This window comes from Acinetobacter radioresistens DSM 6976 = NBRC 102413 = CIP 103788, assembly GCF_006757745.1.
Lineage (GTDB): Bacteria > Pseudomonadota > Gammaproteobacteria > Pseudomonadales > Moraxellaceae > Acinetobacter > Acinetobacter radioresistens.
The window spans coordinates 1,671,646-1,693,666 of the sequence record NZ_AP019740.1 but is presented as its reverse complement, the minus strand read 5'-3'; the positions used below and the strand labels follow the sequence as shown (position 1 = coordinate 1,693,666).

The following is a 22,021-nucleotide window of genomic DNA, read 5'->3' as shown; positions in this document are numbered from 1 at the left end:
CTTTTTAAATTTATATATCTATTTAAGCTGACATGGCATCTATACTGAGTTCAGCAACTGTTGGCTTGGCTTTCTCGGCACTTAACCCCAGTTTATTAAAGAGGATACGGTCTTTGCCTTCACCTGCATTTGGTGTCGTTAAAAGTTTTTCTCCAGAGAATAAGGAGTTGGCACCCGCCATAAAGGCCAAAGCCTGATCTGAATCGGAAAGTGATTCACGCCCGGCAGAAAGACGGATATAACTTTGTGGCATGATAATGCGGGCAACCGCAATAGTTCTGATCCATTCGGTGACATCCAGTTTTTCAACATCAGCAAGAGGCGTACCTTCAATCGGTACCAGCATATTGATTGGTACTGATTCAGGATGAACTGGAAGAGTGGCCAGTTCATGTAGTAAGCCAATACGGTCCTGCTTGCTTTCGCCTAACCCGACAATACCTCCGCTACATACCTTCATTCCTGCCTGGCGTACATGGTCAAGGGTATCTAAACGGTCATCGAAAGTACGGGTACTGATGATATGAGAATAGTATTCACGGGATGTATCGAGGTTATGATTATAATAATCCAGTCCTGCATCTTTTAAGCGTTCTGCCTGAGACTGATTCAGCATACCTAAAGTCATACATGTTTCAAGGCCAAGAGCCTTAACTTCACGAACCATTTCCAGTACATAAGGCATATCACGTTCATTCGGATTACGCCATGCAGCACCCATACAAAAACGAGAAGAACCAGACTCTAAAGCTTCTTTGGCTTCACGAATTACTTTTTCTACAGCAATACGTTTTTCTGCCTCAAGATTGGAATCATAATGCGCTGACTGTGAGCAATATTTACAGTCTTCCGGACACTTACCGGTTTTGATCGAAAGAAGCGTGCTAACTTGTATAGTATTCGGCTGAAAATTCTCGCGGTGAATTCGCTGTGCTTCAAAAATCAGATCCAAGAAAGGCTGCTGATACAAAGCTTCAATTTCTTCTCGAGACCAATCATTACGTACCGGACGAGTGCTGCTCATATGTCTGTCCCTAGTCATTTATATAGTTCATTACTGTGCATATTAAGCAAAACCGATGCCAGCTTCATTAGCAAAATATGACGGAATATAAAAAAACAAAGCCCAGCGCATGGACTTTGTTCATTTAAATGTTTTTACCATATTAATTTTAATTATTCACGGTGATTTCCATGAATATTTTGATTTTGTAGATCCGCCCGATGCTGTTTATTCAGCGCGCGGTCGTCTTCTTCATGATGTGTATTTTGTGGTGGTTGTGGGGTGCCTTGCTGTTGCTGGTTTTGGGGCTGCTGATGTTGATTCTGGTCTTTATTTTGCTGATGCATGATAAATTCCTCTTCACAAAAATCATTTGGTATCTTTTTTATGCCATAAACGAGAGTATGGAAATGTAGGGCTTATGTGGGAAACTGTTAGGAGACGTAAAATTAAAAGCTTATGATTTGCTGATCTGTTGTTCAATTGCCCAGTCAATGTGATGGTTTACAATTTCATCATGTTTTGATCTGGCCTGTTCAAGCTGCGCTATAATTTCAGTTGTATAAAGCGCATTTCCCAGCCCGATTGCAATATTACGCTTAAAGCTCTGGTAGCCGGTCCGTCTTAAGGGGCTACCTTCCGTATTTTTAAGAAAAATTTCTTCATCCCACTGCCATAGCTCCAGCAGGCTGATATTATCTAAACCATTACGTGGATTAAAATCTTCTATGTTGGCTTTTTTTGCAAAACTATTCCAGGGACAGATTAGCTGGCAGTCATCGCAACCAAAAACCCGATTACCAATACCATGGCGTAATTCTTGAGGAATAATACCTTTATACTCAATAGTTAAATAAGCAATACATTTACGTGCATCCAGCATATACGGTTCAACAATAGCTTGGGTCGGGCAGATATCAATACAGGCCGAGCAGGAACCACAATGCGCAGTTGCCGGTTCATCAAAAGGCAGGTCTAGCGAAGTAAAAAGCTCCCCAAGTACAAAGAAAGAGCCGGATTTTTTATGAATTAATAGGGTATGTTTACCCGTCCAGCCCATCCCGGCACTTTCTGCCAGCGATTTCTCAAAAATAGGCGCCGAGTCTGCAAAAGGACGTGATTCAAAGTTTCCGACCTTGTCGCGAATACGGCTGGCTAACGTTTTAAGTCGTCCACGCATGATTTTATGATAATCACGGCCACGAGCATAACGGGCAATAATGGCCGAGTTGGGTTCATAGGGTACGTAGCGCGGTTTGGGTGTTTCTACCAGATAGTTCATGCGAACACAGATAATACTTTTAGTTCCGGGTACCAGCAGGGTGGGATCAGCACGTTTTTCTAAATTTTCCTTTAAGTAATCCATATCGGCATGATAGCCTCGATCCAGATACTCCTGAAAACGGGCCATTTCTGCCTGGGCATCGGGCTTGGCAACCACGCAGTCGGCAAAGCCCAGATCAAGTGCCTGAGACTTGATCCATTGCTTGAGTGCCTCGGCATCCAGCTGTGCCAGATCAATTTTTCGGGAAGGTAAAGATTCGGACATAAACCGGATAGGAAGGAAAAAATAATGCTGAAACAAGTGTATCATAGCCAGGCAATTCAAGCATGGGAACGACGCTGGTTTAGCCAGAAAAACTCTTCTTTTGGACTGATGCAGCAAGCAGCCTGGCAAATGACCCAGTATATTATTCAGTGCCTTCAGTATAAAAAGCTTGCTCCGCGTATTGCAGTCTGGTGCGGACAGGGTAACAATGCCGGAGATGGCTATCTGGTAGCAGCTTATCTGGCGGGCGCAGGCTATGATGTTGAAATTTTCGCGGCTGTGCCAGGAGAGTCGGCAGATTTACATTCGGCAATCCAATATGCACAGAGGCAGCATATAAAAATTCATAACAGTTTCGATGTTCCAGAATATTTTAACTCTCATATTGATGCTTTATTTGGAATTGGGCTAAATCGTATTCTGGATGAGGATTGGCAAAAGATTATCTATAGTCTTAACCAGAAAACAGGTCTGAAAATTTCAATTGATATGCCTAGTGGTTTACAGGCAAATACAGGGAAACCCTTGCCTTGTGCCGTCAAGGCGGATCATACCTGTACACTATTGGCTTTAAAAGCCGGCTTATATACCGGGCAGGGCAAAGAGTTTTCTGGTCAGGTTCAACTTTTATCTCTTATCCCTGTAGATGATGAACTGGAACCAATAGCAAGCCTGTGTCCAAAGCAGATTCAACTGCCAAAACGTCAAGCCTCAGGGCATAAAGGCAGTTATGGCCATGTGCTGGTGGTGGGCGGACATGCCGATATGGGAGGAGCTGTGATTATGGCAGCCGAAGCTGCTTTTGCTGCGGGTGCCGGAAAGGTTACTGTGGTATGTGACAGTAAACATCATAGTCCCATTCTGGCCCGTTCTCCCAATATCATGCTTAAAGATATTCATGACTTAAATAAAGACTCTATTTGTGAAATATTGAATCAAGTCGATGCAGTTTGCTTCGGTATGGGATTAGGACGTGATAACTGGGCAGGTCAGCAGTTTCAGCAATGGTTTCCTGAACTAAAACAGGCTAAACAGCTAGAAGTGGTACTTGATGCTGATGCGCTCTGGTTTTTAGCCGCAGCTAATGCCAAATTAGATACTCATTTTTATGCGACGCCCCACCCGGGTGAGGCAGCAAAATTGCTGGGTGTAAAAGTCAGTGAGGTTGAAGCGGACCGAATAGCGGCTATTCATCAGTTGATGCAGAAATATCACGGCCAATGGGTACTCAAAGGTGCAGGCAGCCTCATATTAAGCCAGCAATTGTGGATCTGCACTGAAGGTAATCCGGGTATGGGAACAGGCGGCATGGGAGATGTTTTATCCGGTATGATAGCCGCACTAAAAGCACAGTTCCATGACAATATTCATTTACATGAGATTATCAGCCTGCATGCCCAAGCGGGTGATATGCTGGCACAAAGTGGTGAACGTGGCTTACAGGCCCAGCATATGCCTCAGACAATTTATCAGGTGGTAAACCGTTAGAGCAGACTGCCTAGACCGCTATACAAGCCATATATTGCAATGGTAAACAGTAAAATACCACATATCAGTAGAATTCTCTGATATGCAAAAGAACGGCTAACTCGCTTAAATAGCAAATAGGCTAGGCTCAAGGTCATAAAATCCAGAATTATCCAGACCAGAGTTAATAGAAATAGACTCTGGTTTATTTCTGGCATTACCTGAATAAACTGTGGAAAAAATGCACTAAAGAACAGAATATCCTTAGGATTCGAAATACCTACCAGAAAACCCTTAGTAAATCCGCCGAATTTGGGGTTCAACATCTGGATTTCAGCCTGATGCTTCTGTTTGCTGTCTTGGATTAGTTGCCAGCCTAAATATAAAATATAAAGACTGCCTAGACATTTCAAAATATCCAGAAAAGAAGCATTTAGTGAAAGAAAACCTTTCAGAATAAGTGCTGAAATAAAAATCAGTACTAGTGAAGCTGCATTAGTTCCTAAAATAGTTTTAAAAGCTTTTTGATAGCCGGCCTGTAGGCCTGTACCAACCACCAATAACAGTACCGGGCCGGGGATAATAATCATCAGGACGATACTACTGATGTATAAGAGTAACTCTAAATGGTTCATGTCTTATCCAGTAGAAATCATTTTAACGGCGTCGACTACTATTACGGCTCCGGCCACGAGCCATACCACCCAGCACATTTAATACAGCAAGTTTGCTCATGCTACCAGAAGCATGTGCATGACAAATGGCGGCAGCTAAGGCATCCGCAGCATCCGCTTGTGGGCGAATTGAGAGGTTTAATAGTTTCATTACCATCATTTGTACCTGTTCCTTGTCCGCAGCACCATAACCGACAACAGACTGTTTGATCTGTCTAGCCGTATATTCTGCAACTTGTAAGTCAAGATTAACCAAAGCTGCAATAGCGGCACCTCGTGCTTGACCGAGTTTCAGAGCAGAGTCCGGATTTTGTGCCATGAATACTTGTTCGACGGCGGCTTCTGTTGGTCCATGAAATTTCACAATCCGCTCAATGCCTGCAAAGATACGTTTCAAGCGTTCAGGCATATCCTGGCTTTCTGTACGAATAGTACCGGCATCAATAAAGCGTAATTTATTTCCTTCTTTTTCAATGATTCCATAACCTGTTAAACGTGAACCGGGATCAATACCGATAATTAATGACATACTGGGACTTTAAAAAAGGAATAATGCCCTTATTGTTACATAAGCGTATTAAAAAAGCTTGAAGGTGATGCATTACCTGAAGGCTACACACTTTATTTTGTTGAGATTAGATTAATTTTCATGAAATTATTTCTTACTGTTTTTGCTGTCTTGGTCTTGGAAATACTCGTCTGGATCGGAGTGGGTGACCTCGTTGGCAGTATGTGGTATGTATTTTTCTGGTTTATTGCTGCCTTTTTTATCGGTATGAATCTTATCCGGAAATACTCTGCCGGTGTAATGCCACAGATGCAACAAATGCAGATGGGGCAAATGAGTGCAGATTCGTCATTGACTAATAATCTTCCAAAAATTATGGCCGGGTTTTTACTGCTTGTTCCAGGCCTCATTACAGATGTGCTCGCAGTGCTGATTTTGATTCCAGCTGTACAGAGAGTTTTCCGTGATGCACTCATGAAAATTATGGCTAAACGTCAACAGGCCATGCTTGAAAAAATGATGGGTGGAATGATGGGTGGTAATATGCAGAATATGGGCGGTAGCGGACAGAATCCATTTGCTGACATGATGCGACAGATGCAGGATATGCAGAACCAACAGGGTGGAAAAGGAGGGCGTGACTCTACCATTATTGATGGCGAGGCACGTGAAGTAACACCTGATGCTAAAAAAATAGAATTGAAAGACGTTAAACAAAAATGATTTATCGATAAATTTATAAGCCGGATCTAATGATCCGGTTTTTTAATGAAATTATTTTAACCTTCATCCTCTATCTCACTTATTACATCATTTTCTGGTTTTTCATCTTTATATTCAGGTTGATCATCAGCTGATGGCGCAACGCAGTTATAGGTACGAGGGCGAAGTGCGGTCTGTGAATTTTCGGAATTTTTATACTTTTGGCTCCGGTTTGCCCGTTCACGAAAGCCACCTTTACTGATTAGCTGGACCATATCTGGGGTCTCCTTTGGCAAAATGGCAGTTTAACAAAATATCATGCCAACATTAAAATAGTGTAGTTCTCATCAAGAGTAAAATTACTGAATATTTTTATCATACGTTATTGCTGCTATCGTACTGTCGATTTAAATGCCATTGCCTAGAATTTATGCATTGTAATTGCAATTTCTTTACCATAAGATAATAGTTGTAATACCTATTGTACTCAGCAGTTGTGTAAAACTCACAATAACAAAAACGATAAAATAGGAGGATACCTATGTTGTACCAATATCATTGTGCATGTTGCAATAAAGTGGTCTCATCAACAGAAAAAGAATGCCCTGCTTGCGGCTCTCACTCCATTCGGAGTCCTTTCGGGTTCTGGATGTTTTGTATCACTGCATGCCTGGCAGTAGTCATGACGATTACAGTAGTTCAGGTATATTTTCAGGACCATCAGGATGTGCCTGTACAAACAACCTTGCTAGATGTACTCAACCATGACCGGACACCAGCTCATACTTGGCCTAAGCCTCAGTAGGGTTATCATAAATTTTTAGAGGTGAGGAGATTTTGCGCTAAAGGATGGGCAATTAAGCAAAATTTTTACAGCTTGTATGGGCATGACCTATAAAAAAGCCAATTGATTTCAAATCAATTGGCTTCTTGTCTGATAACTTAGTAAATTTTAAAGACCAGCAGAGGCTTTAAGTGCTTCTACTTTGTCTGTTTTTTCCCAGGTAAATGCAGTATCTGAGCCTTCACGACCAAAATGACCATAAGCAGCTGTCTGCTTGTACATTGGTTGAATCAGATTCAGCATACGGGTAATGCCATAAGGACGAAGGTCAAAGTGCTCACGTACGAGCTGAATGATCAGCTCTTCTGAAACCTTGGCAGTATTAAATGTATTGATTGAAATAGAGGTTGGCTCTGCAACACCAATAGCATAAGACACCTGAATTTCGCACTTTTCAGCAAGACCTGCAGCCACAATATTTTTAGCTACATAACGTCCTGCATAAGCAGCAGAGCGGTCAACCTTTGAAGGATCTTTACCGGAGAAAGCACCACCGCCATGACGGGCCATACCGCCATAAGTATCAACAATAATTTTGCGACCTGTTAAACCACAGTCCCCTACTGGACCACCAATCACGAACATACCGGTCGGATTAATGTGGAATTTGGTTGCTACATGGAACATTTCTGCAGGAATCACCGGTTTGATAATTTCTTCAAGTACTGCTTCTTTTAGCTGTGCCTGAGTAATTTCCGGATCATGCTGGGTGGAAAGAACTACCGCGTCTAAACGCACCGGACGGCCATTTTCATAGGCAAAGGTGACCTGGCTTTTTGCATCTGGACGTAACCATGGCAGAGCACCAGAACGACGTAATTCTGCCTGTCGTTCCATCAGACGGTGAGCATAAGAAATAGGTGCTGGCATCAGCACGTCAGTTTCACGACTGGCATAACCAAACATTAAACCTTGGTCACCTGCTCCCTGATCTTCAGGTTTCTGGCGATCAACCCCCTGAGCAATTTCAGGAGACTGCTTGCCAATCATATTAATGACAGCACAGGTTGAACCATCAAAACCTAAATCAGAATGATGATAACCAATTCCATTGACGGTCTGGCGAACGATCGCTTCAACGTCAACGTTGGCAGTTGTTGTGATTTCGCCGGCAAGTACAACTGCACCCGTTTTTACTAACGTTTCACAAGCAACCCGCGCATATGGGTCTTCTTTTAAGATTGCATCCAAAATGGCATCACTGATCTGGTCAGCCATTTTATCCGGATGGCCTTCGCTTACAGATTCCGAAGTAAAAACAGCGTACTCGCGCATGAAAGTCCTATCGCAGTTATTTCAAAAGACGGAATATGTTACATCGACTTAGACGTTTGGACTAGCTGTAAATGATGAAAATCTCTTGTTTCAAGCTGAAATAGCTGCAACTTCCACCAGCTGTTCCAAGAAAACAGCAAATATTCATCATTATATAATTTAGTGATGAATATTGCATTTTTCTTCATAAGCAAGAATGTTTGTACTTTATATCCTGTTTATATCTGACTTTTAGTGCCTTATACGTATGATAAAAGGGCATTTGCAGAATACTTAACAAGAAATGCCGTCTTCACCCTTTACCCTCAACCGTTTTTTTAAGACAATATGCACTATCGCATAATTCTCTATTCATTTTCTTTTTCTGACGAATTTATTGGAATCTGACCTATGACAACCCCCCTTAATGAACGCCGTATTGCAAATGCAATTCGTGTACTCGCCATGGATGCAGTGCAAAAAGCAAATTCTGGACATCCAGGCGCGCCAATGGGGATGGCAGATATCGCTGAAGTGGTTTGGCGTGATTTCTTGAGCCACAACCCGACCAACCCGCAGTGGGCCAACCGTGACCGCTTTGTCCTTTCAAATGGTCATGGCTCAATGCTGCAATATGCTCTTCTGCATTTGACAGGTTATGACCTTTCAATCGAAGATCTAAAAAACTTCCGTCAGTTGCATTCAAAAACTCCGGGCCATCCAGAGTTAGGCTATACACCAGGTGTTGAAACAACTACTGGGCCTCTAGGTCAGGGTATTGCAAATGCAGTAGGCTTCGCACTTGCTGAAAAAACATTGGCTGCACAGTTCAATAAAGATGATATTAAGGTAGTTGACCATTATACCTACTGTTTCCTAGGTGATGGCTGTCTGATGGAAGGCATTTCGCATGAAGTCTGTTCACTGGCTGGAACTTTAGGTCTGGGTAAACTGATTGCCTATTACGATGACAACGGCATTTCAATTGATGGTGAAGTTGAAGGCTGGTTCAGTGATGATACACAAAAACGCTTTGAAGCATATGGCTGGCAGGTGTTACGTGTAGACGGTCATGATACTGAAGCTATTCGTCAGGCAACGATTGAAGCTAAAGCTGAAACTCAGAAACCAACTTTAGTTATCTGTAAAACGATTATCGGATTAGGTTCGCCGAATAAACAGGGTAAAGAAGACTGTCATGGCGCTCCGTTGGGACTGGATGAAATCACACTCTCCCGTACGACTATGGCATGGACCGATACAGACTTTATTATTGCTGAAGATGTCTATAAAGCTTGGGATGCTAAAGTAAAAGGTCAACAGGCTGAAGCTGAATGGAATGAGGTTTTTGCCCAGTATCAGGCAAAATATCCAACCGAAGCTGCTGAATTGTTACGCCGTCTAAATGGTGACTTGCCTGAAGAATTTGTTGCCAAAGCAGATGCCTTTATTGCGGAAGTTAACAGCAAAGAGGAAACCATCGCTTCACGTAAAGCGAGCCAGAACACACTTCAGGCATTTGGTCCGTTGTTACCAGAACTGTTAGGTGGCTCTGCTGACCTTGCCGGGTCAAATCTGACCTTATGGAAAGGCTGTGAAGGTATACAGACTAATCCGGCCGGTAATTATGTGTACTATGGTGTACGTGAATTCGGTATGACTGCAATTGCCAATGGTGTAGCACTGCATGGCGGTTTTATTCCTTACGTGGCGACCTTCCTCATGTTCATGGAATATGCACGTAACGCCGTACGTATGTCTGCACTCATGAAGCAACGTGTCATTCATGTTTATACGCATGACTCAATCGGTCTGGGGGAAGATGGTCCGACGCATCAGCCAATCGAACAAATTGCTTCGTTACGTTCTACGCCAAACCTGAATACTTGGCGTCCAGCAGACACTGTTGAAGCTGCAGTTTCCTGGAAATCTGCTCTACTACGTAAAGATGGTCCATCTGCCTTGATTTTCTCCCGTCAAAATCTGCCATTCCAGCAACGTACTGAAGAACAGATTCAGAATGTAGCCAAAGGTGGTTATGTTCTGGCAAAAGAAAAAGGCGAGCTAAAAGCAATTATTATTGCTACAGGCTCAGAGGTATCCCTGGCAATGGAAGCATATGCACAGCTTGAAGGTGTACGTGTAGTGTCTATGCCATGTGCCGAAGAATTCATGAAACAGGAAGCGGTATACCGTGAATCTGTACTGCCTGCCCATATTCGTGCCCGTGTTGCAGTAGAAGCAGCACATGTGGATTACTGGTGGAAGTTTGTCGGGCTGGACGGTAAAGTAATTGGTATGACCACCTATGGTGAGTCCGCGCCTGCTAAAGACCTGTTTAAGTACTTTGGTATTACTACTGAAGCTGTTGTAGCTGCGGTAAATGAACTGACTGCCTGATTCTTTGGGTAAGATAAAAAAGCGCTCTTAATCAGGGCGCTTTTTTATTCTGGCTTTAAAAGTATGACTGAGTAAATCCAGTATAACTTACGCATTACTACTTTATTTGGACTGTTTTCTATTTTAAAAATAAATTAAGTAGTTCAGATTATTTTAAAATATGACAGAGCAGCCATCTCAAGAAAAAAAGATTCCGCGACGAACAGCCCGGGTAAAATCAGATAGCTTTGATTATTCGCTCGACTTTAAAAAGATTAACTTTCGTCAGCACCCTGAGCTTTATGAAATTGGCCGTGGAGAGCAGGGTGTTTTACTGGTTGAGCCCTATAAATCCGAGATTTTGCCTCACTGGCGCTTTGCTGATATTGAAAAGGCTGAGCAGAGCAGTCAAAAAATTTATCAACTATTTCTGGACTATTTAAAGCAGCAAGATTTTGTTGGCGCAGATATGGCCCGAAAATTTTTACAGATGGGTTATACCCGTGCCCGGCGTTATGCAAATCATAAAGGGGGAAAAAAATATCAGGGGCCTGTGCCTAGTGACAAAAAAGGTCTTAGTGGCGCTCATGGCCGGCAGGCATTACCACGCGATACTGAGGATCCAATTAAAGCTGCGGCAGCACGTATTTTTAAAGAGAAATGGGATATGGCAAAACAGCATGAATTATATTTGAAGCTGAGACAAAAATTTATAGAAGACTATAAAAATTAATAGAACAGACTGGTTCGAGATGAGTTAAAGAAAAAATCTGGTGAACTACACTCAACCATCTTATTAGAATTGTAAAAACAAAAAATATACGAATTTTACTGACTCTTTGTTACTGTAAAGATTAAATTAAGTGAACAGAAGAGTTATTTAAATTCTTCTTCATAATGATGATTTTTATACGTTCTATATATGAGACGGTACGTTTTAAGCATAAGACTGTAATTTATTTTTCAATCTCTACAATAATGTTTATTCTTCTAGTGAGTTATAAAAAATGAAATCTTTAAAAGTTTTTGGTTTAGGTCTGGCAGTTGCAGTTACAACTACTTTAAGCATGGCTAAACCGGTGGATTATAAAATTGATCCAACACATACTGCGACAGTGTTTTCTTGGGACCATTTTGGTTTTTCTACACCGTATGCCAATTTTTCTAATATTCAGGGTACAATTAAGGTAGATAACGCAAAACCTGCCAACTCATCTGTAGATGTGACTATTCCTGTTTCCAGCCTGAATACGAATGTAAAGGCTTTAGATGAACACTTGGCTAAAGCTGAATGGTTTGATGCTGCAAAATATCCAACTATTACCTTTAAAAGTACTAAAGTCGAACCTAAAAAAGACAAGAAGCATTTTAAAATTACCGGTAACCTGACGGTAAAAGGAATTACTAAACCAGTTGTACTAGATGCTGTGTTAAATAAGCAAGGCGAGCATCCAATGACCAAAGCTCAATCGATTGGTTTTAATGCTACGACTTCATTTAAGCGTTCTGATTTCGGAATTGCAAGCTATGTCCCGAATGTTGGTGATAAAATCACTGTACAAATTACGACTGAAGCTTCTGTAGCTCAGGCAACACCTAAAAAATAATAGATGTTTTCTAGGCTGAAAAAGCGCCCAGTCGGGCGCTTTTTTATATTTTAAATTATAAAAATATAAATAATCTGAAAGTATAGGCTGCCAAAAGAACTTATTTATTCACTGTCTGTTCAAGTCCATTCAGGAAATTTTGAAGAACAAGTGCACACTGCTGTTCAAGCTCATCTGCATATTGCTCATGGTCAGCACGCAATTGGTTAATAGAGAGTTTCGCCTGCTTTAGCTCACAGGTATGTCCCACCAGCCAAGGCTCAAAAGAATCTCCGGCAACTTCAAGATGAAACTGTAGCGCCAGAATATTTTTGCCGAGGGAAAAAGCCTGATTTTTATATAAAGTAGAACTGGCAAGTAAAGTAGCACCAGCCGGTAAATCAAATGTATCGCCGTGCCAATGCAGAACAGGCGTATTTGCTAAAGGTGCTAATGGATTATCCTCTGTCTCATTTAAGAGCAGTGTACTCCAACCTATTTCTTTTTGCGGGCCTGCATAGACTTTAGCGTTCAAGGCATAGGCAATCAATTGTGCTCCTAAACATATACCGATAGTAGGCAGCTCGGATGCAAGCCGCTGCTTTAAAAGATCAATCTCGATCTGTAAAAACGGATATTCTTCAGTTTCATATACACCAATTGGGCCGCCAAGAATAATGGTTAGACCTGCATGTAAGAATGCCGGTTCAAGCACATCTACGCCAGCTTCAAAGTAACGTACACGATACCCCAGTTGATAAAAAAGATCTTCCAGTGATCCTAGATCTTCAAAGGCAACATGTTGAACAACGTAAATAGTTTTAGGAAATACAGATTGCTTTGACATTGTTTAAATTCGTATTCTCGGTTGGCAATATTCTAAGGCGAATTAGTGCTCAAGCAGAGCACTATTTTTAATGAATAATTGAAGAGGTCAAAAAAGTTATTTTACAGACTGATTTTTTATTTCAGTATTTAGAGTATGTTCATCTTTCAGATGGACACCTGAAAGTTGAAGCCGGGCTGATTTTTGCATAAGCGCTATTAAACGTTGAGCAGCTACATGCAGGGAGAGCCCTGCAGGGCGGATATTGGAAATACAGTTTCGGGCAGAATCCTGACAGCCAGTTTTAGCTTGCCAGGTATAATAAACGCCCATACTGTCGGGGGAACTTAAACCTGGACGTTCACCAATAAGCATAATCAACATTCTGGCCTGAAGCGTTTGTGCAATTTCGTCCCCTAGAGCAACCCGACTGCCTGTAGCCAGAATGACCGGTGCAAGCGACCAGCCTTGCTGTTGCACTTCCTGCTGCATTAACTGTATAAAAGGTATGGCATTTTCTTCAATTGCCAAAGCGGACAAACCATCGCCTGCGACAATAACTACATCGAATGTTTGAGCTGACTTTGTTACATATTCTCTGACTAATGTCCGCGATTCATCAGACAGTACCCGGCCAAGATCAGGATGTTTTAAGTAAAGCTCTTTATTGCTGGCTTGGCTTTGCACATGTATGTGTTCTAACTCTAACTGCTCAAGCTGTTGCTGAAGTTTGGGAATATTAAGCTGACACAACACGGCATCTTTAGCTTGTGCATGTGCTAGCTGGAATTTTAGAAGCTCATTTGTGGGGATACTACAACCTGCGCGTCCCAAGGCAATGCGGGCATCTGTAAAACGTTTGAGCTGTGCCCAGTCATTTTCATGCAAGGCAGCAGAATAGTGGGTGTCCGGATAAAGTTTCATCATTTCTCCTTATGATTTTAGAAGTCTGGAGAACTGTTCGGGCATTTGCTTTGCCCATTCAATCTGTTGGTGCTGCTGACGGAGAATTCCTTGCTGCTCCAGCCAGTGAGCGAACTCTGGTGCTGGCTGTAATCCTAAAAGCTGGCGAGCGTATAAAGCGTCATGAAAAGATGTAGTCTGGTAGTTCAGCATAACATCATCTGAACCCGGTATTCCCATAATAAAATTGATTCCTGCTGTGGCCAGTAAGGTCAGCAGGGTGTCCATATCATCCTGATCAGCATCAGCATGATTGGTATAACAAATATCACACCCCATAGGTAAACCCATGAGCTTGCCACAGAAATGGTCTTCCAGACCGGCACGGATAATCTGTTTGCCATTGTACAGATATTCTGGACCAATAAAGCCAACTACAGTATTTACTAAAAAAGGATTGAACTTGCGTGCAACCGCATAGGCCCGTGTTTCAATGGTCTGCTGGTCAACCCCGTGATGAGCATTACTGGACAAGGCACTTCCTTGACCAGTTTCAAAATACATGACATTTTGCCCTATTGTCCCACGCTTAAGGCTTAAGGCGGCTTCATAGCCTTCCTGTAACATGGCCAGTGAGATTCCGAAGCCTCGATTTGCAAGTTCAGTACCGGCAATCGACTGAAACATCAGATCAACCGGAACATTCTGGTTGGCCAGATGAATGCCTGAACTGACATGGGTCAATACACAGGACTGGGTTGGAATCTGATAATCCTGAATGATATGGTCCAATAGTTTTAAAAGCTCAGAAAGATTCTGTAAATTGTCAGTCGCAGGATTAATTCCAATGACTGCATCACCATTGCCGTACATGAGTCCATCCAAGATACTAGCTGAAATACCGAGCAGGTCATCTGTAGGATGGTTTGGTTGTAAACGGGTAGAAAGACGGCCCTTTAAGCCTACGGTATTACGAAAGCGGGTAATAATTTCACATTTGCTGGCTACTAGTATTAAATCCTGATTCCTCATGATTTTACTAACCGCTGCCACCATTTCTGGTATTAAACCCGGGCTTAGTGCCTGCAGTTTTTCAGTAGTTGCCTCTGCACTGAGCAGCCAGTTTCTAAAGTCACCTACGGTAAAATGTGCAATCGGGTAAAAAGACTGTGCATCATGTTCATCAATAATTAGCCGAGTTACTTCATCAGTTTCATAATCGACCAACACTTCATTTAAAAAATTTTTTAATGGAACTTCAGCGAGAGCCATTTGTGCAGCGACTCGCTCGGTTGCATTTTGCGCAGCGATTCCAGCCAGTTCGTCTCCCGAACGTAGCGGTGAAGCTTTAGCCATCAGAGTCTTTAGATCTGGAAAAATATAGTTCTGTTGAGCGATTGTGGTCTGATAACGCATAAGAATCTATCCCTTTTTAAAGTTCCTGTTCTGCCTTTCTGATATTTTCAAACTCTTCTTCAGGTGTTCCCTGTACCAGCCGATGGCGGCTATAAACCAGAAAATAGACAATAAAAGCTATATAAATTCCTGCTGCTATAAACCAGACTTTTGGATCAACCAGAAAACCTGCAATGACTGCAATTAAGGCCAGTATCAAAGCAATACCTGATGTCACTATTCCACCTGGAGTCTTATAAGGCCGATCCATATCTGGACGAGATAGACGCAGTTTGATGTGTGAAAGCATCATCAGAACATAAGAAATAGTCGCACCAAAAACAGCCATAAGAATCAGCAAATCACCTTCACCAGTAAGGGACAGGGCAAAGCCAATAATTCCAGGAATGATAATTGCCAGATAGGGAGCTTTATTTTTATTGGTTAAAGAGAGAGATGTTGGCAGATAACCGGCACGGGACAACGCAAAAATCTGACGAGAATAGGCATAAATGATAGAGAAAAAACTCGCAATCAGACCTGCCAGTCCAACAAAGTTGACAAAACCTGCAAGCCGGGTATGTTCACCATATACGGCAACCAGGGCATCCACCAAGGGAGCTCCAGAGTCTTTTAACTGGTTTGCTCCAGCTGCGCCAGCACCTAAAAACAAAATAAGCAGGGCAAATGCTGCCAGTATCAGCATTGAACCAATCAGACCACGGGGTAAGGAGCGGGTTGGGTCTTTGGCTTCTTCAGCAGCTAACGGTACACCTTCGACTGCCAGAAAGAACCAGATGGCATAAGGTACGGCAGCCCATATTCCTAAATAACCCATCGGTAAGAAAGCACTGGCACCGGCTTTGTCAGATACTGCAATATTAAACAGGTTTGCACTGTTAAAGTGCGGGATCATGGCTATAATAAAGACCAGCAATGCCACAGCAGCAATCGCGGTAATAACAAAAATAATTTTTAATGCCTCACCAGCACCTTTAAGGTGTATGCCCATAAAGACTAGATAACACACCAGATAAATGATCCAGCCACCCACACCAAACAATGATTCACAATATGCACCAATGAAACAGGCGATGGCTGCAGGTGCAATGGAGTATTCAATCAGAATAGCAGTACCGGTCAGATATCCGCCAAAAGGTCCGAATGCGGTACGGGCAAAACTGTAGCCTCCTCCGGCGGTAGGCAACATGGTGGCCATTTCTGACATAGAGAGACACATGCACAGATACATGACTGCCACTACTGCTGTCGCAATAAACATACCGCCCCAGCCACCTTGTGCGAGGCCAAAATTCCATCCGGCGAAATCTCCTGAAATCACATAGGCAACACCTAAGCCGACCAGCAGCAGCCAGCCGACCGCACCTTGTTTAAGTTGCCGTTTGGCAAAATATTCTTTTTGGGTGCGCAGGGTAGAAGAAGCAGTTGCATCAACAATCTTTGGATTGTTCATAATGTACTCCATTTTTTTATTATGTTTGATCTGGTCATAAATGCAATTTTAGTACCAAGATCTAAAGCAGGCTTCCAAGCCTGATATACCATTCTATTTGAGTAGCAGTTTTATTATTTTGCTAAATTTATAAAGTAGTAAAAGTTAAATATCGGAAAAGATTTACGGCTACCTGAAGTAGCCGTAAATAAATCAATTCGGAATTCCTAGAAGAAGCCAGCTGGTTTGGTTGAGTAGCTTACCAGCAGGTTCTTGGTTTGCTGGTAATGATCAAGCATCATTTTATGATTTTCACGGCCAATTCCTGATTTCTTGTATCCACCGAAGGCAGCATGAGCAGGGTAGATGTGATAGCAGTTAGTCCAGACACGACCTGCTTCAATCGCACGGCCAGCGCGGTAGGAAGTATGGGCTGAACGTGACCAGACACCTGCACCTAGACCATAGATTGTATCATTGGCAATTTTAATGGCTTCATCAAAATCTTTAAAAGTAGTTACCGACAGCACAGGACCGAAAATTTCTTCCTGGAAAATTTTCATGCTGTTATCACCCTTGAAGATCGTTGGTTCAATATAGAAGCCTTGACCCACCTCATTACGCTGTCCACCACCTACCAGTACCTGAGCACCTTCTTCGCGTCCGGTAGCAATACATCCTAAAATTTTATCCTGCTGCTCTTGAGAGGCCTGCGCCCCAATCATGGTGTCAGTATCTAGCGGGTGGCCTGTCTTGATGCGTTTAACACGTTCTATGGCCATTTCCAGGAACTGGTCAGCAATTGACTCCTGAATCAGGGCACGTGACGGACAAGTACAGATTTCGCCCTGATTCAGCGCGAACATGGTGAAGCCTTCTAAAGCTTTTTCCAGATAGTCATCTTGCTGATCCATAACGTCAGCAAAGAACAGGTTTGGTGACTTACCGCCAAGCTCCAGCGTAACCGGAATAATATTTTCTGTTGCATATTGCATAATCATCTGGCCCACTTGGGTTGAGCCAGTGAAAGCAATTTTTGCAATACGCGGATTGGTTGCAAGCGGGCGTCCTACTTCAACACCATAACCATTTACAATGTTTAGAATACCTGCCGGCAACAGGTCCTGAATCAGTTCAGCCAGGACCAGAATACTGACTGGTGTCTGTTCAGCCGGTTTTAGTACGATACAGTTACCGGCTGCTAGCGCAGGTGCAATCTTCCATGCTGCCATCAGGATGGGAAAGTTCCATGGAATAATCTGGCCGACTACACCAAGCGGCTCATGAAAATGATAGGCAATAGTATCTTCATCAATTTCAGAAATTCCGCCTTCCTGAGCACGGATACAGCTGGCGAAATAACGGAAATGATCAATTGCCAGTGGAATGTCGGCTGCTAGGGTTTCACGGATAGGCTTGCCATTATCCCAGGTTTCTGCTACAGCGAGTTGTTCAAGGTTGGCTTCTAGGCGATCTGCAATTTTGAGAAGCAGGTTTGAGCGTGTTGTTGGTGACGAGCGATTCCATTGCTCTTTGGCCTTATGCGCGGCATCGAGAGCAAGTTCAATATCTTCAACAGAAGAGCGGGCAACTTTAGTAAAGACTTTGCCATCGACTGGCGAGATATTTTCGAAGTATTCTCCTTTTACCGGAGCTACCCATTCTCCCCCAATGAAGTTGTCATATTGAGCTTTGAACTGAACTTTTGAACCAGGTTGATTAGGATCGGCATAACGCATGTTTATCTTCCTTTGCTTATAATTTAATTTGTGTAGCTGCGAATTTTTATACCGCTTTGGTATAAGGCTACTTTCGCATACTATTTATTTAGCATATAAAAAATAAGGTTGGAGAAAGGTTGGAAAAAGTGACAATTTGCAAGGAATGTACAAATGTTTACAAAACAAGACCTGCAGCAACAACGTAGTACCATTGAAAAGCTTAGGCACAGTAGCAGTCTATCGCCTGGAAATGCCCAGAAGCTCAGTCAGAGTATACTTAGTTCCTGGCAGCGTTCGGCTACAGCCGAGATACCTAAAGGCCGGGTAGCTGCGCCCTTGCAAGATTTAAAATATATTCCAGGCTCTGCTAATCCCTTAAAGTTTGCGCTGGAACATTGTGCTGAAGATTTACGTCATGTAGCTGAACAGTCTGCCATGGTGATTGCGGTAGGGGACATCGGAAGTACAATTATCTGGTCAGCATCGAGTGGACAAATGCGTAATGCAGCAGAAAAAGTGCATTTCGTTGAAGGCGGGCAATGGCGTGAAGAACTGGTAGGAACCAACGCGCTGGCTTTAAGTTTAAAAACCCAGCAGTCTTCCTGTGTGTTCTCTAATGAGCACTATATGGAGTCTATTCATGACTGGGTCTGTTATGCAGCACCTGTGATTGATCCGTATTCCAGACAGGTTCTGGGAGTGATTGATTTATCAACAACCTGGGATCATCATAACAGTCTGGGGCTGCTGGCCGCAGAACGCTGCGCATCGATTATTCAAACTGCTTTGATTGAACATCAGAAACAGCGCTTGTATATTCGTGCCTTTGCTGTACCAAAAGTTATTTTTAATGGTAAAGGGCTGGTTCTTACACCACGGCAAATCGAGATTTTAGCCATTTTGGCTTTATGTCCTCAAGGCTTAAATCTGGATAATTTGCATCAGGCACTCTATGGTGAGCGCAAGATCAGCATGGGAACCTTAAAAGCAGAAATGTCACAATTACGTGATGTACTGGGGGGAATGCTGGGTTCGCGTCCTTATCGCTTGCTGGCGCAGGTTGAAGCAGATTTTTTGCAGGCTGAACAGGCACTCGACGCTGGTTATGTTGAAACAGCGATTCAGGCCTGTCGTGGAATTTTCCTAGCAAAGACCGAAAGCCCATTTTTATGTGCCTGGCGTGACTGTCTTGAATCACGTTTAAGTGAAGCAATTTTCCAGTCGAATCAGAGCGATGTACTGCTTAAGCATATTGCCCACGTCCCGGAAGCAATTGACGCCATTGAACGGCTGGCCGATCTCTTGCCTGCCGGCCATCCTGCCCATCAGTTAGTATTGAAATACCGGGAAATACAGCAATAAACTGTTAAAGTTCCTGTTCGTCTAACCAGTCAAACAATTGTCTGTAGACCTGCATACGTACAGGTTTTTGTGATAGCACCAGATCATGTAAGCCATTTTTTATAGTTTGAATGGTTACCTTACCCTGAATCTTTTGTGCATATTTTTTGATATCTCTGACATTCAGAATTACATCACTATTGAGTGCAGTCTTGTTCCAGCGTCTCGGATTCTTAGTCTGGTGAGAATGCATAACCAGTACAGGCACCCTGATTGTTATGCCCTGATGAATTTCTTTTTGTGCTTCAAAAATAGCGCGGATAAAACTTAATTCAACCTTTGGATAAGCCTGAGGTTTCCAGTTCAGATCAAAAACCCATTCACCATACCACTTTTGATGCAGACTCGGGACATACCAACGGTTTAAGCCACTTGGAAAGCGTAATTTAGGCAAATATTTAGCCACCTGACTCAGCGCCGGCAAACCAAATTTTTTCTCAATAGCTGACAGGTTAAAATCATAAAATGGACTGTTTAGCCACAGAGCCTTAATTAGAGGATGCTCTGGGTAATGAGTTGCATACAAAGTGCTGATCAGCCCGCCAGTTGAGTGACCTGCCAGCAGGACCATATCATGCTGTTCCTGCTGAATCTGTAGCAGTGCCTGAGTGATCTCAGCATCATATTCCTCTAGCTCTTTAACACGGTAGAGTTCCTGATGAGGCAAATATGATCGGCCATAGTTATGCAGATCAACAGCGTAAAAGTCAAAGCCATGCTGGTTAAATTGCTCTGCCATTTCAGTTTGGAAAAAATAGTCCAGAAAGCCATGAATATAAAGCACAGCCTTGCGGGTAGCTTGAGCGGCCTTTTTACGGACTAACGTCGCAATTACCGGGCCGGAGGTATGAGCTTGTACATGTAGGCGCAGCTGCTGGTAGCCTTCACCTAGCACGTCTGGTTGGTAGTTTATTGCTGTTTTTGGGGAAGTCATAAGAAAGATTATAAGGTGTTGTTATTTTCCTTATGCTTGATGAAATGAGCAATTTTGTCAATTCCTGAAACGACCTCAAAAATGTATAAGCTAAAAAAAGGAATATCAAAGTACTGATATTCCTTAAACGTACAGCAAGTCACTGATTGGAGGATTGACTTACATCGCCGCTTTAAACATTTCTACCACCTGTGCATGTGTTGCCTTACGTGGGTTGGTGAGCATACAGGCATCTTTTTGCGCATTTTCGGCCATAATAGCCAGATCAGCTTCTTTTACGTTCAGCTCATTTAAACCTGATGGAATACCAATTGAGGTAGAAAGTTCTCGAATTGCATCAATTGCAGCGTAAGCTGCTTCAGTCACTGTTAAGCCTTCAGTATTTACACCCATCAGTTCTGCAATTTTCCGGTAACGGTCTGGGCAGGAAATCAGGTTAAATTCGCACACATGTGGTAATAAAATGGCATTACATACGCCGTGCGGCAGGTTATAGAAACCACCTAACTGGTGTGCCATAGCATGTACATAGCCTAAAGATGCATTATTAAACGCCATACCAGCCAGATATTGCGCATAGCTCATGGCATCACGGGCTTCAATATTGTCACCATTGGCGACTGCCGGACGCAACCATTCGCTAATCATACTGATTGCTTTTTCAGCACAGGCATCTGTAATCGGATTTGCTGCAGTCGAGACATAAGCTTCTACGGCATGAGTCAGGGCATCCATACCTGTGGCAGCAGTCAAGCCGGCAGGTTTAGCCATCATTAATTTAGGGTCATCAATCGCAATCAGGGGAGTACAGCGCCAGTCAACTATTGCCATTTTAACGTGGGTATCTGTATTGGTAATGATACAGAAGCGGGTCATTTCAGATGCTGTGCCTGCCGTAGTATTGATTGCAATCAGTGGCGTCATTGGTACGGTACTTTTATCAATACCTTCATAATCACGGATATGACCGCCACCAGCAGTGACAAGCCCAATACCTTTTGCACAGTCATGTGAAGAACCGCCGCCTAGAGATACAATAAAGTCACAGCCATTTTCATTGTATGCTTCGACGCCTTTATGCACATTTATATCAGTCGGATTAGGTTCAGCACCTGGAAAAATGTGGCTTTCTACTCCAGCTTCGGTTAGGTAGCCGGCAATCGTATGCGCTACACCAAATTTGAATAAGCCTTCATCTGTCACGATTAAAGCTTTTTTTGCACCCAGATTTTGTGCTTTGCTACCAATTTCCTTTGCACAGCCTGGACCAAATAAAGATACACAAGGAATATAAAAACCGTTAGTTTGATCTGCAATATTTTTAAAAGCCATGAAGAGATTCCTTCTTCTATCATTGTTGTTTACAGGTGACCCTCACCTTAAGCATAGTATTAAAAAAATTAAGTGTTTTTTGCACCTACC

21 protein-coding genes are annotated in these 22,021 nt (G+C 42.8%); 7 read left to right on the top strand and 14 right to left on the bottom strand.

Features of this window, described 5'->3' with window-relative positions; all coding sequences use genetic code 11:
• Window positions 1-22: 22 nt before the first annotated feature.
• From bioB to queG, 3 genes are all read right to left on the bottom strand, one after another.
• Window positions 23-1,024 (bottom strand): biotin synthase BioB, encoded by a 1,002-nt coding sequence (gene bioB / locus ACRAD_RS07960; protein WP_005019880.1) that lies wholly within the window; start codon window positions 1,022-1,024, stop codon window positions 23-25.
• Between the two features lie 152 nt (window positions 1,025-1,176).
• Window positions 1,177-1,350 carry a hypothetical protein gene (locus ACRAD_RS16450; protein WP_005019882.1) on the bottom strand — a complete coding sequence of 58 codons (174 nt, stop codon included), beginning with the start codon at window positions 1,348-1,350 and terminating at the stop codon, window positions 1,177-1,179.
• Window positions 1,351-1,460: 110 nt separating this feature from the next.
• Entirely contained in the window at window positions 1,461-2,552 is a 1,092-nt protein-coding gene (queG, locus tag ACRAD_RS07955; RefSeq protein WP_005026358.1) for a tRNA epoxyqueuosine(34) reductase QueG, read from the bottom strand.
• Between the two features lie 24 nt (window positions 2,553-2,576).
• On the opposite strand from queG, the gene ACRAD_RS07950 reads away from it, so the two are divergent.
• Entirely contained in the window at window positions 2,577-4,040 is a 1,464-nt protein-coding gene (locus ACRAD_RS07950; protein ID WP_005026356.1) for a bifunctional ADP-dependent NAD(P)H-hydrate dehydratase/NAD(P)H-hydrate epimerase, read from the top strand.
• On the opposite strand, the gene ACRAD_RS07945 is transcribed toward ACRAD_RS07950, so the two are convergent.
• Both ACRAD_RS07945 and ruvC read right to left on the bottom strand, forming a co-directional pair.
• Window positions 4,037-4,654 (bottom strand): LysE family translocator, encoded by a 618-nt coding sequence (locus ACRAD_RS07945; protein WP_005026353.1) that lies wholly within the window; start codon window positions 4,652-4,654, stop codon window positions 4,037-4,039. The genes ACRAD_RS07950 and ACRAD_RS07945 overlap by 4 nt on opposite strands.
• 22 nt (window positions 4,655-4,676) lie before the next feature.
• Complete coding sequence (gene ruvC / locus ACRAD_RS07940; RefSeq protein ID WP_005019893.1) at window positions 4,677-5,222, bottom strand: crossover junction endodeoxyribonuclease RuvC; 546 nt, start codon at window positions 5,220-5,222, stop codon at window positions 4,677-4,679.
• Window positions 5,223-5,342: 120 nt separating this feature from the next.
• On the opposite strand from ruvC, the gene ACRAD_RS07935 reads away from it, so the two are divergent.
• A complete protein-coding gene (locus tag ACRAD_RS07935) occupies window positions 5,343-5,924 on the top strand; it encodes an FxsA family protein (RefSeq protein WP_005019894.1) in 582 nt (193 codons plus the stop codon).
• A gap of 56 nt (window positions 5,925-5,980) precedes the next feature.
• Here ACRAD_RS07935 and ACRAD_RS07930 read toward each other — a convergent pair whose 3' ends face one another.
• Window positions 5,981-6,178: a hypothetical protein gene (locus ACRAD_RS07930; RefSeq protein ID WP_005026350.1), complete on the bottom strand. Its 198-nt coding sequence runs from the start codon at window positions 6,176-6,178 to the stop codon at window positions 5,981-5,983.
• 266 nt (window positions 6,179-6,444) lie between these two features.
• Between ACRAD_RS07930 and ACRAD_RS07925 the strand changes: the two genes are divergently transcribed.
• Window positions 6,445-6,708 (top strand): hypothetical protein, encoded by a 264-nt coding sequence (locus tag ACRAD_RS07925; RefSeq protein WP_005026343.1) that lies wholly within the window; start codon window positions 6,445-6,447, stop codon window positions 6,706-6,708.
• A 147-nt stretch (window positions 6,709-6,855) separates the two neighbouring features.
• Here the strand turns inward: ACRAD_RS07925 and metK are convergent, their stop codons facing one another.
• Window positions 6,856-8,022 carry a methionine adenosyltransferase gene (gene metK, locus ACRAD_RS07920; RefSeq protein WP_005019905.1) on the bottom strand — a complete coding sequence of 389 codons (1,167 nt, stop codon included), beginning with the start codon at window positions 8,020-8,022 and terminating at the stop codon, window positions 6,856-6,858.
• A 390-nt stretch (window positions 8,023-8,412) separates the two neighbouring features.
• Between metK and tkt the strand changes: the two genes are divergently transcribed.
• The 3 genes from tkt (at window position 8,413) to ACRAD_RS07905 (ending at window position 11,987) form a co-directional block, all read left to right on the top strand.
• Window positions 8,413-10,401, top strand: a complete 1,989-nt coding sequence (gene tkt / locus ACRAD_RS07915; protein ID WP_005026341.1) for a transketolase — start codon at window positions 8,413-8,415, stop codon at window positions 10,399-10,401.
• A gap of 160 nt (window positions 10,402-10,561) precedes the next feature.
• Window positions 10,562-11,113 (top strand): DUF4385 domain-containing protein, encoded by a 552-nt coding sequence (locus tag ACRAD_RS07910; RefSeq protein ID WP_005026340.1) that lies wholly within the window; start codon window positions 10,562-10,564, stop codon window positions 11,111-11,113.
• 274 nt (window positions 11,114-11,387) lie between these two features.
• Window positions 11,388-11,987 (top strand): YceI family protein, encoded by a 600-nt coding sequence (locus tag ACRAD_RS07905; protein WP_005026338.1) that lies wholly within the window; start codon window positions 11,388-11,390, stop codon window positions 11,985-11,987.
• 100 nt (window positions 11,988-12,087) lie between these two features.
• Here the strand turns inward: ACRAD_RS07905 and ACRAD_RS07900 are convergent, their stop codons facing one another.
• From ACRAD_RS07900 to exaC, 5 genes are all read right to left on the bottom strand, one after another.
• Window positions 12,088-12,813: a glutamine amidotransferase gene (locus tag ACRAD_RS07900; RefSeq protein ID WP_005026330.1), complete on the bottom strand. Its 726-nt coding sequence runs from the start codon at window positions 12,811-12,813 to the stop codon at window positions 12,088-12,090.
• A 96-nt stretch (window positions 12,814-12,909) separates the two neighbouring features.
• A complete protein-coding gene (eutC, locus tag ACRAD_RS07895) occupies window positions 12,910-13,716 on the bottom strand; it encodes an ethanolamine ammonia-lyase subunit EutC (protein WP_005026328.1) in 807 nt (268 codons plus the stop codon).
• Between the two features lie 9 nt (window positions 13,717-13,725).
• Window positions 13,726-15,111 carry an ethanolamine ammonia-lyase subunit EutB gene (locus ACRAD_RS07890; protein WP_005026325.1) on the bottom strand — a complete coding sequence of 462 codons (1,386 nt, stop codon included), beginning with the start codon at window positions 15,109-15,111 and terminating at the stop codon, window positions 13,726-13,728.
• Between the two features lie 16 nt (window positions 15,112-15,127).
• The gene (gene eat, locus ACRAD_RS07885; protein ID WP_005026323.1) at window positions 15,128-16,564 is read right to left on the bottom strand and encodes an ethanolamine permease; all 1,437 of its coding nucleotides are present in this window, start codon (window positions 16,562-16,564) and stop codon (window positions 15,128-15,130) included.
• A 206-nt stretch (window positions 16,565-16,770) separates the two neighbouring features.
• Window positions 16,771-18,282: an acetaldehyde dehydrogenase ExaC gene (gene exaC, locus ACRAD_RS07880; protein WP_005026321.1), complete on the bottom strand. Its 1,512-nt coding sequence runs from the start codon at window positions 18,280-18,282 to the stop codon at window positions 16,771-16,773.
• A gap of 153 nt (window positions 18,283-18,435) precedes the next feature.
• Here exaC and ACRAD_RS07875 point away from each other — a divergent pair, with 153 nt between their 5' ends.
• A complete protein-coding gene (locus ACRAD_RS07875) occupies window positions 18,436-19,626 on the top strand; it encodes a sigma-54-dependent transcriptional regulator family protein (protein ID WP_005026318.1) in 1,191 nt (396 codons plus the stop codon).
• A gap of 4 nt (window positions 19,627-19,630) precedes the next feature.
• On the opposite strand, the gene ACRAD_RS07870 is transcribed toward ACRAD_RS07875, so the two are convergent.
• Both ACRAD_RS07870 and mdh read right to left on the bottom strand, forming a co-directional pair.
• The gene (locus ACRAD_RS07870; protein ID WP_005026316.1) at window positions 19,631-20,599 is read right to left on the bottom strand and encodes an alpha/beta hydrolase; all 969 of its coding nucleotides are present in this window, start codon (window positions 20,597-20,599) and stop codon (window positions 19,631-19,633) included.
• Between the two features lie 159 nt (window positions 20,600-20,758).
• The gene (mdh, locus tag ACRAD_RS07865) at window positions 20,759-21,931 is read right to left on the bottom strand and encodes an iron-dependent methanol dehydrogenase (RefSeq protein ID WP_005019926.1); all 1,173 of its coding nucleotides are present in this window, start codon (window positions 21,929-21,931) and stop codon (window positions 20,759-20,761) included.
• Window positions 21,932-22,021: the final 90 nt, after the last annotated feature.

Excerpts from the sequence above, each read along its gene's own strand:
- bioB (WP_005019880.1), bottom strand. The coding sequence starts at position 1,024 with ATGAGCAGCACTCGTCCGGTACGTAATGATTGGTCTCGAGAAGAAATT.
- ACRAD_RS16450 (WP_005019882.1), bottom strand. The coding sequence starts at position 1,350 with ATGCATCAGCAAAATAAAGACCAGAATCAACATCAGCAGCCCCAAAAC.
- queG (WP_005026358.1), bottom strand. The coding sequence starts at position 2,552 with ATGTCCGAATCTTTACCTTCCCGAAAAATTGATCTGGCACAGCTGGAT.
- ACRAD_RS07950 (WP_005026356.1), top strand. The coding sequence starts at position 2,577 with ATGCTGAAACAAGTGTATCATAGCCAGGCAATTCAAGCATGGGAACGA.
- ACRAD_RS07945 (WP_005026353.1), bottom strand. The coding sequence starts at position 4,654 with ATGAACCATTTAGAGTTACTCTTATACATCAGTAGTATCGTCCTGATG.
- ruvC (WP_005019893.1), bottom strand. The coding sequence starts at position 5,222 with ATGTCATTAATTATCGGTATTGATCCCGGTTCACGTTTAACAGGTTAT.
- ACRAD_RS07935 (WP_005019894.1), top strand. The coding sequence starts at position 5,343 with ATGAAATTATTTCTTACTGTTTTTGCTGTCTTGGTCTTGGAAATACTC.
- ACRAD_RS07930 (WP_005026350.1), bottom strand. The coding sequence starts at position 6,178 with ATGGTCCAGCTAATCAGTAAAGGTGGCTTTCGTGAACGGGCAAACCGG.
- ACRAD_RS07925 (WP_005026343.1), top strand. The coding sequence starts at position 6,445 with ATGTTGTACCAATATCATTGTGCATGTTGCAATAAAGTGGTCTCATCA.
- metK (WP_005019905.1), bottom strand. The coding sequence starts at position 8,022 with ATGCGCGAGTACGCTGTTTTTACTTCGGAATCTGTAAGCGAAGGCCAT.
- tkt (WP_005026341.1), top strand. The coding sequence starts at position 8,413 with ATGACAACCCCCCTTAATGAACGCCGTATTGCAAATGCAATTCGTGTA.
- ACRAD_RS07910 (WP_005026340.1), top strand. The coding sequence starts at position 10,562 with ATGACAGAGCAGCCATCTCAAGAAAAAAAGATTCCGCGACGAACAGCC.
- ACRAD_RS07905 (WP_005026338.1), top strand. The coding sequence starts at position 11,388 with ATGAAATCTTTAAAAGTTTTTGGTTTAGGTCTGGCAGTTGCAGTTACA.
- ACRAD_RS07900 (WP_005026330.1), bottom strand. The coding sequence starts at position 12,813 with ATGTCAAAGCAATCTGTATTTCCTAAAACTATTTACGTTGTTCAACAT.
- eutC (WP_005026328.1), bottom strand. The coding sequence starts at position 13,716 with ATGAAACTTTATCCGGACACCCACTATTCTGCTGCCTTGCATGAAAAT.
- ACRAD_RS07890 (WP_005026325.1), bottom strand. The coding sequence starts at position 15,111 with ATGCGTTATCAGACCACAATCGCTCAACAGAACTATATTTTTCCAGAT.
- eat (WP_005026323.1), bottom strand. The coding sequence starts at position 16,564 with ATGAACAATCCAAAGATTGTTGATGCAACTGCTTCTTCTACCCTGCGC.
- exaC (WP_005026321.1), bottom strand. The coding sequence starts at position 18,282 with ATGCGTTATGCCGATCCTAATCAACCTGGTTCAAAAGTTCAGTTCAAA.
- ACRAD_RS07875 (WP_005026318.1), top strand. The coding sequence starts at position 18,436 with ATGTTTACAAAACAAGACCTGCAGCAACAACGTAGTACCATTGAAAAG.
- ACRAD_RS07870 (WP_005026316.1), bottom strand. The coding sequence starts at position 20,599 with ATGACTTCCCCAAAAACAGCAATAAACTACCAACCAGACGTGCTAGGT.
- mdh (WP_005019926.1), bottom strand. The coding sequence starts at position 21,931 with ATGGCTTTTAAAAATATTGCAGATCAAACTAACGGTTTTTATATTCCT.